We start from the raw sequence: 12,167 nt of genomic DNA, 5'->3' as shown, positions 1-12,167 counted from the left end.
ATGACCTTCCGCCCGCTCCTTCCGACGACAGTCCGCTGGCGTCCCTTGGAAGGAGACGGGCTGGAGCACCTGACGATCTCTCCTATCGACAATGCCGGCAGCGCGGCCATCCGTGCCGCCGGCATTGTCATTGGTGCCCGCGGCGGCACGCCCTATGGCGTCTCCTACCGTATCGACTGCGACGCTGATTGGGCCGCTCTCTCCTTCTCGGTCGAAACCACCGATGGCCGTCGCTTGGCGCTGATTTCGGACGGCAAGGGACATTGGCGCACCGAGCATGGCGTGACGTTGCCGCAATTCGACGGCTGCATCGATATCGATCTCTATGGCTCGCCCTTCACCAACAGTCTGCCGATCCGCCGGCTTGGCATGACGCCCGAAAGCGGAACCGCTAAGCTTTCGATGCTCTATATCCCATTCGACACCTTCGAACCGGTGCGCGACGGTCAGCACTATACCTGCATCGTGCCGGAGAAACTTTATCGCTATGCGGCCGAAGACAGGAATTTCACCGTCGATCTTCCGGTCGACGAGGATGGGCTGGTGATCGACTATCCCAGCTATTTCAGGCGCGTGGATGTCTGAGCGAAGGCCTCGGTATCGATACCCTTGCTCATTCGGCAAGCAACGAGCTTGTGCCTCTCGTAGCAATCGCAATCGCCCTTCAAAACGCCTCAATCTTTGTTCGCCCTGCCCTGCTATCGTCCAGATTTACCAGTAAATTTTGAAGCAGGAAGTCTCCCAGGCATTCCAAGCCGCTTCGCCGTTCTGGCAAAAGCGCATCACACCATGACGATGCAGTCGTCGGAAAGAGTTTCGATCCATGAACTCTCCTCCGAACGATTTCCGTGTTTGCCAATTTGCCAGGCACGGCAACATGATGGAAACTGGGAAGACCTCCGGCATTCGCGGCTTTTGGCCCGCTGGCGGCGCACGGAAAGGGAAAAAAGGTGGAGGCATTTTACATTATCGTGCTGATCAGCACGGTTCTCATACTCATTGCAGCCTTCTCCAGCCTCCTCGCCTTCCGTTTCGGCGCGCCTTTGCTGCTGCTCTTCCTGATGATCGGCCTTGCCGCCGGAACGGACGGGCTCGGCATCGAATTCTCCAACAATTATCTCGCCTATATCCTCGGCTCCCTGGCGCTTGCTATCATTCTGTTCGATTCCGGCTATGGCACGCCGATCCAGGCGTTCAAGCTTGCTGCGGCACCCGCGCTGACGATCGCTTCCGTCGGCGTCATCGTGACGGCCGCATTGTTCGGCCTCGCGGCCACCTGGCTGCTCGGCTTCACCTGGCTGCAGGGTCTTCTGCTGGGCTCGATCGTCGCCTCGACGGATGCGGCGGCCGTCTTCTTCCTTCTGCGCATCGGCGGCATCAATATCCGTGACAAGGTGCGCTCGACGCTGGAAGTCGAATCCGGCACCAACGATCCGATGGCAATCTTCCTGACGCTTGCCCTGGTCGAGCTCCTGGCAAGCGGCGAAGGCTATGCCGGCATCAACCTCGCCATGCTTGCCACCTTCGTCCAGCAGATGGGGCTGGGTGTCATACTCGGCCTGCTCGGCGGCATGATGATCGTCCTCATCGTCGGCCGCCTGGAGACGGATCGCGGCCTGACGCCCATCTTCGTACTGGCGCTGGCGCTCCTCGTCTTCTCGTTTACCGGCGCCGTCGGCGGCAGCGGCTTCCTGGCCGTCTATGTCGCAGGCATCTATGCCGGCAATCGCAAGCTGCCAGCCTCCGCCTCGATCAAGCGTTTCCAGGATGGCATGACCTGGCTGGCGCAGATCATCATGTTCCTCGTGCTCGGCCTGCTCGCCACCCCATCGGAATTTCCGGCAATCGCCATCCCGGCCGTGGCGCTGGCGCTGTTCCTGATCTTCGTTGCCCGGCCGATCGCCGTGTGGCTTTGCGTGCTGCCCTTCGACTATACGCAGCGCGAGACCGGCTTTGTCGCCTGGGTCGGACTGCGCGGCGCCGTCTCCATTCTTCTGGCGATCATGCCGATCCTCGGCGGCCTGCAGGCGGGGCAAACCTATTTCAACGTCGCCTTCATCGTCGTGCTGGTGTCGCTGCTCGTACAGGGCTGGACCATCAAGCCGATGGCGCGCCGGCTTGGCCTCATCGTTCCCCCGCGCATGGGGGCGATCGACAAGGTCGAAGTCGACCTGCCGGGCACGGTCAACCACGAACTCCTCTCCTATCGCGTCGTGAAGGACAGTCCGGTCCTGCGCGGCGAACGCATTCCGCGCTGGGCGACGCCGTCGCTCATCGTTCGCGACGGCAAGTCCATGCGCTATCAATATGCCGGCCGCCTGCGCGAAAACGATATCGTCTATCTTTTCGTCTCTCCCAATTATTCGCGCCTTCTCGACCGCATCTTCGCCAGCCGCGCGCCGGTCGATCCCGAGGATGCCGAATTCTTCGGTGCCTTCTCGATATCGCCGCTGCGCCCCGCCGCCGATCTCGACGCCGCCTATGGACCGGGATTGCTCAGCGAACAGGAGAAGGGGCTCACCATAGCGGAGCTCATGCGCCATCGCCTCGGTGGCAAGGCCGACTATGCGGATCGCGTACGCCTCGGCGAGATTATCCTCATCGTCCGCGATCTCGACGAGAACGATCATATCCAATCCGTCGGAATGTCGCTCGAGGCGGTGGAACCGCCCGTCATCATGCCGATCTTCATCAATCTCCATGATATTTTGAAGAGCATCCGGGCTTATCTGCAGAAGCGCCGCGAGCGCGTGAATGAAGCTATTTCCGACGAATCGACACCGGGTAAAAACGACGCCTGAGTGCCTTGAGCAATTCCCGGAAAAATGCATGACGGCTTTCCGTCCGGAATTGCCCAAAAGCAGGAAAATAGAACCGTTCGGCGATCCCACGAAACGCCGAACGGTTCTTGCGTCTCCGATCATCCGTAGTATGGTCGGCGCGCTTTTCGCCACCAACAATATCGGATCCTCCCATGGCAGCCTTCAAAACTCTCGACGATCTCACCGACATCTCCGGCAAGCGCGTTCTCGTACGCGTTGACCTCAACGTGCCGGTTAAGGATGGCAAGGTCACCGATGCGACCCGCATCGAGCGTGTCGCCCCGACGATTCTCGAACTGTCCGAAAAGGGCGCCAAGGTCATTCTGCTTGCCCATTTCGGCCGCCCGAAGGATGGCCCCTCCCCGGACCTTTCGCTCGGCCTCATCGTGCCGGCCGTCGAGGAAGTTCTGGATCATGCCGTTCTCTTTGCGTCCGATTGCATCGGCACCCCGGCTGCCGACGCCGTTGCCAAGATGAACAATGGCGACATCCTGCTTCTGGAAAACACCCGCTTCCACAAGGAAGAGGAAAAGAACGACGCAGCCTTCACCAAGGCGCTCGCAGTCAATGGCGATATCTACGTCAACGACGCATTCTCGGCAGCGCACCGCGCCCACTCTTCCACGGAAGGCCTCGCTCACCTGCTGCCGGCCTATGCAGGCCGCACGATGCAGGCCGAGCTTGAAGCCCTGGAAAAGGGCCTCGGCAATCCGGTCCGCCCGGTCGTCGCCATCGTCGGCGGCGCCAAGGTTTCCACCAAGATCGACCTTCTGATGAACCTGGTGAAAAAGGTCGATGCGCTTGTCATCGGCGGCGGCATGGCCAACACCTTCCTCGCTGCGCGCGGCACCAATGTCGGCAAATCGCTCTGCGAACACGATCTCGCCGACACCGCAAAGCAGATCATGATCGAAGCCGCCACGGCCGGCTGCGCGATCGTGCTGCCTGAGGACGGCGTCATCGCTCGCGAATTCAAGGCCGGCGCAGAAAACGAAGTCGTCGCGATCGAAGCAATCCCCGCCGATGCCATGGTACTCGATGTCGGCCCGAAATCGGTCGAAGCGATCAACAACTGGATCGGCCGCGCCACCACGCTCGTCTGGAACGGCCCGCTCGGCGCCTTCGAAATCACGCCTTTCGATACAGCAACGGTCGCGGCAGCCAAATATGCCGCCGAATGCACCAAGGCCGGCAAGCTGACCTCGGTCGCCGGCGGCGGCGACACGGTTTCGGCGCTGAATCACGCCGGCGTTGCCGACGACTTCACCTATGTTTCGACCGCGGGCGGCGCGTTCCTCGAATGGATGGAAGGCAAGGTCCTTCCCGGCGTCGCTGTTCTGCAGGCCGGCAAGTAAATCGGCCAGTACTTCGAATGAATGAAAAGCCCCGGTCGTAAATGCGGCCGGGGCTTTTTTCTTTATGGTGATAACGTCCGAACGTTCAGAACAGAGCAAGCTACATCTGCCACAATGGTAAGATCAGCTTTGCTGTGATATCGGAAAGCAAACCGTGTCAAACGGATGTTACAAAAGCGCGGCACTAGGTCCAATTATAATGAAGGGCCGAATAGAGGGGTTGCCATATGCTGGCCTGGCGCAGTTTTATCGCCGTTCTTGCTGTCGTCCTGGTCGCTCAAGCAGATATTTCTCAAGCCCAACAGGTGCGTGCAGCTGTTCCTGTCTTTTCTCCGACTGGACCGGATGCGGAAGCTTACGGTGAGAAACTCGGCTATCCCGTCGGTCTGCCGCTCAGCGAACAACGCAACATGATCGGCAACTTCACTCACGCCGATCAGCTTGCGCCAACGCACACGATCGCCGCTGCCGAGCATCCGTTACAGCTGTTACGCGCCCCATCCGAGATTTCGGTGAAGTTCACATTCGGCGCCGAAACCGCCTCCCTGTCGAAATATCTCGACACCAATCCCACCACGGGATTGCTGATTGCCCGCAACGACACGATCCTGTTCGAACATTATCAATACGGCCGCACCGATCACGACCACTTCGTCTCACAATCCCTGGCAAAGACATTGACCGGCATGATGATCGGGATTGCAATTTCCGAAGGCGCCATTCATTCGATCGACGATACAGTTGCGACCTATGTGCCGGAGCTGAAAGGCACGGAGATGGGCGTTACGCCGATCCGCGCATTGCTGCATATGGCCTCCGGCATTGCCTTTACCGAAAACTTCGGCAACCCCGACGACAACATTCATCTCAGCAATTCCCTGCTTGGCCCCGAAAAGCTTGATCCCATCACGGCCATATCCCGCTTCAACAAGCGGGTGGCGCCTCCCGATACGGTCTGGCACTACAGCAATCTCGATACCGAAGGATTGAGCCTCGTTCTGACGCATGCCACCCATATGAGCATGGCGGACTATCTACAGACGCGGATATGGCAGCCGATGGGCGCCGAAGCCAGCGCGAACTGGCAGGTCGACAAAACAGGTCAGGAAGTCGGCTACTGCTGCTTCAGCGCGACGCTTCGCGACTATGCCCGCTTCGGCATGCTGCTCGCCCATGATGGTGCCTTAAACGGGCGGCAGATCATTCCGCGCCAATGGCTGCTGGATGCGACGGAGCCGGTCAAGCAAGGCTCGTTCCTCGCCGTCAATCACGAAACGAACCCATGGGGCTACGGCTATCAGACCTGGCTGATGCCCGGCCCGCGCCGAACGTTCTTTCTGGACGGACGAGCCGGCCAGCGCATTCTCGTCGATCCGGCAACACATCTGGTTCTGGTGCACACTGCGGTCCGTGCCAAGCCCGGCGATGCAGGCAGTGCGGAGCTTGTCGAGCTCTGGTCCAGCGTGCTCAAGCAGTTTCAAAACAATTGACGCGATCGCCATCGCGTGACCGGCTTTCAAGTTGATACGCGAAGCCCGGCTTCCAAAGGAGACCGCTGGTGAAGTTGTCACCGGCACAAGTTCCCGCTTCCAGCATCAGCCGAGCAACGGCTAAATCCTCGCAGATCTACCGAAGCTCTGGGGGCCGCCATGAACACTGTCGCCTATGTCACCGTCGATGTCTTCACGTCCGAACGCTTTGTCGGCAATCCGCTGGCGGTCATCCCCGATGCGCGTGGCGTCAGCAGCGACGCCATGCAGAAGATCGCGGCCGAGTTCAGTTATTCGGAAACGACCTTCGTGCTGCCGCCCGAAAACCCAGAGCATACAGCCCGCGTCCGCATCTTCACGCCGACATCAGAAATTCCCTTTGCTGGCCACCCGAATGTCGGCACCGCCTTCGTTCTCGGCCAGCAGCCGGCGATCTTCGGAAAGCCTAGGGGCGACAGACTGATTTTCGAAGAGGATGCCGGCCTTGTGGAAGTGACGTTGTTGCGCAACGATGGCGTAGTCTCGGGCGCAAGCATCCGCGCGCCGGGCCGACTTTCAGTCGGCGAGACGATTGCCGACGAACTGATTGCACGCTGCGTACAGATCGACCCGCAATCGATCCGCCATACGACCCATACTCCGACCTTCGCATCCGTCGGCCTGCCTTTCGCCTTTGCCGAGCTGGACAGCCTGGAAACGCTTGGTAAAGCACGGCCGAATGCCGCCGTTTTTGCCGAAGCAGCTGCGCGGCACACAGAGGACAAGACCGGCTTCTCGCTCTTTCTCTACGTACGCTCCGCCGAAAATCCATGGGCTATCCGCGCCCGCATGTTTGCGCCGCTCGACAATGTCACGGAAGACCCGGCGACCGGCAGCGCCTCCGCCGCAATTGGCGCCTATCTAACGTCCCTACTACCGGCACAGGATGCAGAGGTAAAAATCACCATCGAGCAGGGCGTAGAAATGGGAAGACGCAGCGTCATCGGCGTCGACGTCAAAAAATCCGCCGGTACGGTAAATGAAGTCTTGCTGTCCGGCAGCAGCGTCTTCGTCATGCGCGGAGAGATCCGGGTATAGGATGCGACACACGCCGGAGCTGAAGCCCCGAAACCGGTCTGGAATGCCTTAAAACACCTCGTTGATAACGAGCGCCACCGTCCAGATGGCAAAGGCGAAGAGGGCGATCTTCCAGAAATCAGCCCTGCGCCTCAGGCCGGGCAGTCCCAAAGGCTTAATGATGTGCACCGCCATGGCGAGCAGGAGCAGCACCGCTATGGCTTTTGTCACGCTATTTTTCCCCATTTATGCAAGAGTGAGAGCAGCCGCGACCAAAAACCGCTGCACGCCTTTCGCGATCATGCTCTAATCGTCATACGACGGACATTTTTCCGCGCCAACAGACTGTTTCTACACGCCGATAGCGGCAATCCGGGACACAATCAATAGCGAATACAGGCAGGGCGCGATCCTGTCTTTCGGCTCCCAAACGGAGCCGCGTGAAGGTGGGGAGCATGAAAAGAAACATATTGCCGGTACTCGCTCTGCTGTTCGGCACGCTGTTCCTGTTTACGGGCAATGGTCTGCACAGCCTGCTGCTGCCTGTGCGTGGCACGGCCGAAGGCTATGCGACGACGACGCTCGGCCTGCTGGGCACGACGTGGGCGACGGGCTTCGTGCTCGGCTGCCTGACGGCGCCGAAACTGGTCCGACGCATAGGTCATGTGCGCGCCTTTTCGGGCTTCATCTCCGTCATCGCAATCATTGCGCTTCTGACGGGCATCATCGTCGACCCCATCTGGTGGGTGGCGCTGCGTGCCGTGACCGGTTTCTGCACGGCCGGCACCTCGATGATCATCGAGAGCTGGCTCAACGAACGCGCCACCAATGAAAGCCGTGGCGCGATTTTCTCGCTCTATATCGGCATCACCCTCATCGGCGCCGTCGCCGGCCAGATGATGGTGCCCTTTGCCGATGTCCATACGCCCATCCTCTTCATGGTGTGCGGCATCTGCTATTGTATCGCCATGCTGCCGACCACGCTGTCGACCGCCGCCTCGCCGCAGCCGCTGAAGGCCGTCAGCCTCGACCTGAAGGCGCTCTACCGCAATTCGCCGGTCGCCTCGATCGGTATCCTGCTCGTCGGTATCGCCAATGGCGCATACGGCACGCTCGGCGCCGTCTTCGGCGCCAAGGCCGGCCTTTCCCAAAGCGATATCGCGCTGATGATGAGCTCGACGATTTTTGCAGGCGCCGTCATGCAGCTGCCGGCCGGCCGCCTGTCCGATCGCATCGACCGACGCTATGTGCTCGCGGGCATGGCGGCGATCGCAGCCCTCGACGGCCTGTTGCTCTTCCTGTTGAAGCCGGGCAGCCCGGCTTTCCTTATCAGCATGGTCGTCATCTATGGCGCCGTCGCCAACACGCTCTATCCGATCGCCGTCGCCCATGCCAACGACTTCGCTGCGCCGGAGGATTTCGTCAAGGTTTCGGGCGGCCTCCTGCTGCTCTATGGCATCGGCACGATCATCGGCCCGACGTTGAGCGGACCGGTCATGTCCTCCATCGGCCCCTACTCGCTGTTCTTCGTCACCGCCATCGCCCATGTGCTGATTACCTCCTACTCGATCTTCCGCAGCCGTATGCGCGCCGCCAAGCCCGCGAGCGATCGCGACGCCTACACGACTATGCCATCGGCCAACGCGCAGATGATCACACCGGAGAGCATGGCGCTGGCGCGCAGCGAGACTTCAAAAAAGGACGATATAACTGTAGATTACGGCACCTGATCCCTCTTGAAGGGAAGGAGGAGCCGAAATGAGCCTATTCGATGATGATCGTCCCACGCAGCCGTCCGCCCACGAGATTGGCAGCGACCTGTCGTTACTATCGGTCGACGAGCTGAAAAGCCGTGTTGCATTGCTTCAGGGCGAGATCGCCCGGCTGGAAGAGGAAATCGCCACCAAGACCTCCGGCCGCAAGGCGGCGGATAGCCTTTTCCGCTTCTGACGCCTCGTCCCAAGGTGTATCGCCGCAGCACAAAATTTGGGCGGCGCAGCCCTGGATCAAGACATGGTCAACCGAATATTAAGCTTTACGACATATTACTAGACCATCCAGATTCGCTCTGGACTCAGACAGTTCCTCCACTTGGCGAATTGGTCTGATTTTTCTCCCTGTTTTACCTTGAGAGCCGCTTTTGCGGCTCTTCTTTTTTGTCCTGTATCACGGACCTTGCCGAAACTGTGGAGATTAACCCTTTCTTAAGAATCGCCTTGCGAATTTCAGTTAAAACAACCATCTTAAAGTCATAAAAGCGGATGCCGAAAGCTCTTAGGGACTTGACCGGCCTTTCCTGAACAAAAGTGTTGCGTGAAGCAGGGATTTATTCGATGTCGGAACTTGGATTGAACACGATCAGCTTTGCTGGCCACGCCGCATCGTCGGCGCAGTTCAGGGCGCTCTATTCTGAAGGCATGTCGCTGGTCGAAGAAACTGCCGGCTATCTCGACGGCCAAGGCCGCGCCGCTTCCAAGGTTCTGCCGCGCATGGCCTCCGTACTCTACGCCGCCGAATCCATGCGGCTGACGACCCGTCTCATGCAGATGGCCTCCTGGCTGTTGCTCCAGCGCGCCGTCAACAATGGCGAAATGTCGCGCGATCAGGTGCTGGCCGAAAAGAACAAGGTTCGCCTCGACGGCTTCAACGTCGACCGCACGGCACCCGGCTGGAATGACCTGCCAGAATCCTTCCGCGATCTCGTCGAGCGTTCGCTGCGCCTGCAGAACCGCGTCGCCATCCTCGATCGCGAGATCTATCGTCCTACGGAAGCGGCCATCGTTCCGGACAACCAGAATAGCGTCAAGGCACAGCTGACCCTGCTGCAGACCGCCTTCGGCGGCAACTGAGCCCAACCATCGGCTATGAATTCGAACCGGTCGCGCACTGCGCGGCCGGTTTTGTTTTGAGCAGTTATTCATCTCTCCGAAAAACCGTGCGCGGGGAGCTAAACCCCAAGTAGCAAGCGGGCAAAGCTTGACGATCTCAGCGAAACTTCATTAAAAAGACAGCGTCTGCCTCTCTCAAGGGGTGGGCGAGCCGAAAACGAATCCGCGTGGAGGACCCAATGCGCCGACTCACTTCTCACGAAAATCAAATCCGAAATTCTGAGAAGATGATGAACCATGCGCACATTGAATATGGGCATCCTCGCCCATGTAGACGCGGGCAAGACTAGCCTTACGGAGCGACTCCTTTTTGATACCGGCATAATCGACAAGCTCGGCAGCGTAGACGCCGGCAGCACGCAGACAGATAGCCTCGAACTCGAAAGGCAACGCGGTATCACCATTGCCGCCGCGGTGGTCTCGTTCACGGTCGGTGACGTCACGGTGAACCTCATCGATACGCCGGGACATCCGGACTTCATTGCCGAGATCGAACGGGTGCTGCAGCTGCTCGATGCGGCCGTGGTCGTCGTATCGGCTGTCGAGGGCGTGCAATCGCAGACCCGCGTGCTCGTCAGGGCATTGCGCCGCCTCAGCATCCCTTTCATCTTCTTCATCAACAAGGTTGACCGCCCCGGCGCGCGCTATGATGAAGTGCTTGAGGATATTGCGACCCAGCTGGCGGTTCGCCCCATTGCGATGTCGATCGTCCATGATGCCGGCAGCAGGCTCGCCACTGTGGAAACAGCCGATCTCGGAAGCGATCCGCATTTCTCGCGCGTCTGCGAAGCCCTTTCAGTCAACGACGAGCTCTTCCTGGAAGATTATGTTCTAGCTCCCGAGCGCCTGACACGGCAGAGGCTGGAGCAAGCCCTTGTCGATCAGGTGGGGAAGTCTTTGGTTCATCCGGCATTCGCCGGCGCGGCGACGCGGGGCCTCGGCATCCCTACCCTGATTTCGGCGGTCCAGACTTTGCTGCCCAGCCGTCAGCCGAACCATGACGGTCCGGTTTCCGGGACGATCTTCAAGATCGAACGCGGATGGGGTGGCGGAAAGCTCGCCTATCTCTATCTGGCGTCTGGCACGGTCGGCCTTCGCGACGATATCGAAACCGCGAACGGCCCGGCAAAGATCAGCAGCCTCCAACTCTTCCGGGATGGCAAGGCGGACAAGGTCGCGCAGATCAGCGCCGGACAGATCGCCAAGGTCGGCGGTCTTCCGAACGCCCGCATCGGCGATTGGATCGGCACCGAAAGCCGGCCAGGCACGCTTCGCCACTTCGCGCCGCCCACTTTGGAGACCCGCATCCGCCCGAGGCGCCCTTCAGAAAATGCGGCACTCTGGCTAGCTCTGGGGCAACTTGCAGAACAGGATCCGCTCATCAACCTGCGCTGCAACGAGGAAACCGGCGAGATATACGTCTCACTCTATGGCGAAGTGCAGAAGGAAGTCATCCAGGCAACGCTCTCCACAGAATTCGGCCTGGATATAGCTTTCGAGGAAAGCACCGTCATCTATGTCGAAAGGCTGGCAGGAACGGGGAGCGCGGTTGAGCACATATTCAAGGAGCCCAATCCGTTTCTCGCAACAGTCGGCTTGCGGGTCGAGCCGCGGCCGGAAGGCAGCGGAAACAGCTTTGCCCTGGAAGTGGATATCGGCCAGATGCCCGCAAGCTTCTACCGGGCGGTCGAGGAAGCCACGTTCGAAACGCTGAAGGAAGGTCTTTTCGGCTGGCAGATCATCGACTGCCATGTCGCCATGACGGCAGCGCGGCAAAGTTCGCCGGCGAGCACTGCGGTGGATTTCCGCAAGCTGACGCCGCTGGTGCTGGCATCCGCGCTCTCATCGGCACAAACGATCCTCTGCGAACCTATCGAGCATTTTCACGTCGAGATACCGGCAACGGCTTTGGCTGGTGTGCACAGCCTGCTCGCAAAATCCGGCGCCTCGATGAGAAAATCGCTGATCGACGAGGGACTGGCCCGTCTGAAAGGCACGGTGGCATCATCGATGATCCAGACGCTCCAAAGGCAATTACCAGGATTGTCGGGCGGAGCCGGCGTCCTGGAGCACGCCTTCGATCACTATGCGCCACTATCGGGTCCGCAGCGCGTACGGGTGCGCGCAGCCGTAAATCCGTTCGACCGTGCTGATTACCTGCGGCGTGTGCGATGAGGGACGAGGCTCCGTATCAACGCAAAAAAGCCCGGCAAACCGGGCTCTTTTCAAGCGGCAAATCGCAATGCGATTAGATGCCGAGACCGCCGAAGCGCTTGTTGAACTTCGAAACACGGCCGGCACGGTCCATCAGCTGCTGGTTGCCGCCGGTCCAAGCCGGATGGGACTTGGAGTCGATTTCGAGGTTCATGACAGCGCCTTCAGAACCCCAGGTCGAGCGGGTTTCATATTCGGTACCGTCGGTCATGACTACCTTGATCGTGTGGTAGTCGGGATGAATGTTGGCCTTCATAACAATCTTCCTGTCATGCCAGGGTCCATTTGTCGCAAGGCATTGCGGCAACCGAACCGATTGAATAAATGAAGCCGCAGTCCGTT

General features: G+C 59.6%; 11 protein-coding genes. 9 read left to right on the top strand and 2 right to left on the bottom strand.

The genetic code is table 11. The features are described 5' to 3' along the window. The 5 genes from AC13QE_RS20720 (at position 1) to AC13QE_RS20700 (ending at position 6,744) form a co-directional block, all read left to right on the top strand. A complete protein-coding gene (locus AC13QE_RS20720) occupies positions 1–585 on the top strand; it encodes a putative glycolipid-binding domain-containing protein (RefSeq protein WP_488485059.1) in 585 nt (194 codons plus the stop codon). A 365-nt stretch (positions 586–950) separates the two neighbouring features. Further along, positions 951–2,801 carry a potassium/proton antiporter gene (locus AC13QE_RS20715; RefSeq protein ID WP_132717483.1) on the top strand — a complete coding sequence of 617 codons (1,851 nt, stop codon included), beginning with the start codon at positions 951–953 and terminating at the stop codon, positions 2,799–2,801. Between the two features lie 173 nt (positions 2,802–2,974). Next, positions 2,975–4,177: a phosphoglycerate kinase gene (locus AC13QE_RS20710; protein WP_488485058.1), complete on the top strand. Its 1,203-nt coding sequence runs from the start codon at positions 2,975–2,977 to the stop codon at positions 4,175–4,177. Between the two features lie 227 nt (positions 4,178–4,404). Beyond that, positions 4,405–5,667 carry a serine hydrolase domain-containing protein gene (locus tag AC13QE_RS20705; protein ID WP_488485057.1) on the top strand — a complete coding sequence of 421 codons (1,263 nt, stop codon included), beginning with the start codon at positions 4,405–4,407 and terminating at the stop codon, positions 5,665–5,667. Positions 5,668–5,826: 159 nt separating this feature from the next. After that, positions 5,827–6,744 (top strand): PhzF family phenazine biosynthesis protein, encoded by a 918-nt coding sequence (locus AC13QE_RS20700; protein WP_488485056.1) that lies wholly within the window; start codon positions 5,827–5,829, stop codon positions 6,742–6,744. A gap of 48 nt (positions 6,745–6,792) precedes the next feature. On the opposite strand, the gene AC13QE_RS20695 is transcribed toward AC13QE_RS20700, so the two are convergent. Further along, the gene (locus AC13QE_RS20695) at positions 6,793–6,954 is read right to left on the bottom strand and encodes a hypothetical protein (RefSeq protein ID WP_015341025.1); all 162 of its coding nucleotides are present in this window, start codon (positions 6,952–6,954) and stop codon (positions 6,793–6,795) included. 224 nt (positions 6,955–7,178) lie between these two features. Between AC13QE_RS20695 and AC13QE_RS20690 the strand changes: the two genes are divergently transcribed. From AC13QE_RS20690 to AC13QE_RS20675, 4 genes are all read left to right on the top strand, one after another. Further along, a complete protein-coding gene (locus AC13QE_RS20690) occupies positions 7,179–8,453 on the top strand; it encodes an MFS transporter (RefSeq protein ID WP_488485055.1) in 1,275 nt (424 codons plus the stop codon). Positions 8,454–8,481: 28 nt separating this feature from the next. Continuing rightward, on the top strand, positions 8,482–8,673 hold the full coding sequence (locus tag AC13QE_RS20685; protein WP_015341027.1) for a DUF1192 domain-containing protein: 192 nt from the start codon (positions 8,482–8,484) through the stop codon (positions 8,671–8,673). Between the two features lie 383 nt (positions 8,674–9,056). Then, entirely contained in the window at positions 9,057–9,572 is a 516-nt protein-coding gene (gene rcdA, locus AC13QE_RS20680) for a protease adaptor protein RcdA (protein ID WP_069611865.1), read from the top strand. A 276-nt stretch (positions 9,573–9,848) separates the two neighbouring features. Next, complete coding sequence (locus tag AC13QE_RS20675; protein WP_488485054.1) at positions 9,849–11,786, top strand: GTP-binding protein; 1,938 nt, start codon at positions 9,849–9,851, stop codon at positions 11,784–11,786. 73 nt (positions 11,787–11,859) lie between these two features. Here AC13QE_RS20675 and rpmE read toward each other — a convergent pair whose 3' ends face one another. Beyond that, the gene (gene rpmE / locus AC13QE_RS20670; protein WP_015341030.1) at positions 11,860–12,081 is read right to left on the bottom strand and encodes a 50S ribosomal protein L31; all 222 of its coding nucleotides are present in this window, start codon (positions 12,079–12,081) and stop codon (positions 11,860–11,862) included. Positions 12,082–12,167 lie beyond the last annotated feature (86 nt).

It is taken from the genome of Martinezella sp. CNPSo 3957, from assembly GCF_057784395.1.
The sequence above is the reverse complement of the archived record's forward strand: the minus strand, read 5'-3'. Positions and strand labels throughout refer to the sequence as shown.

Excerpts from the sequence above, each read along its gene's own strand:
- AC13QE_RS20720 (WP_488485059.1), top strand. The coding sequence starts at position 1 with ATGACCTTCCGCCCGCTCCTTCCGACGACAGTCCGCTGGCGTCCCTTG.
- AC13QE_RS20710 (WP_488485058.1), top strand. The coding sequence starts at position 2,975 with ATGGCAGCCTTCAAAACTCTCGACGATCTCACCGACATCTCCGGCAAG.
- AC13QE_RS20705 (WP_488485057.1), top strand. The coding sequence starts at position 4,405 with ATGCTGGCCTGGCGCAGTTTTATCGCCGTTCTTGCTGTCGTCCTGGTC.
- AC13QE_RS20700 (WP_488485056.1), top strand. The coding sequence starts at position 5,827 with ATGAACACTGTCGCCTATGTCACCGTCGATGTCTTCACGTCCGAACGC.
- AC13QE_RS20690 (WP_488485055.1), top strand. The coding sequence starts at position 7,179 with ATGAAAAGAAACATATTGCCGGTACTCGCTCTGCTGTTCGGCACGCTG.
- AC13QE_RS20685 (WP_015341027.1), top strand. The coding sequence starts at position 8,482 with ATGAGCCTATTCGATGATGATCGTCCCACGCAGCCGTCCGCCCACGAG.
- rcdA (WP_069611865.1), top strand. The coding sequence starts at position 9,057 with ATGTCGGAACTTGGATTGAACACGATCAGCTTTGCTGGCCACGCCGCA.
- AC13QE_RS20675 (WP_488485054.1), top strand. The coding sequence starts at position 9,849 with ATGCGCACATTGAATATGGGCATCCTCGCCCATGTAGACGCGGGCAAG.
- rpmE (WP_015341030.1), bottom strand. The coding sequence starts at position 12,081 with ATGAAGGCCAACATTCATCCCGACTACCACACGATCAAGGTAGTCATG.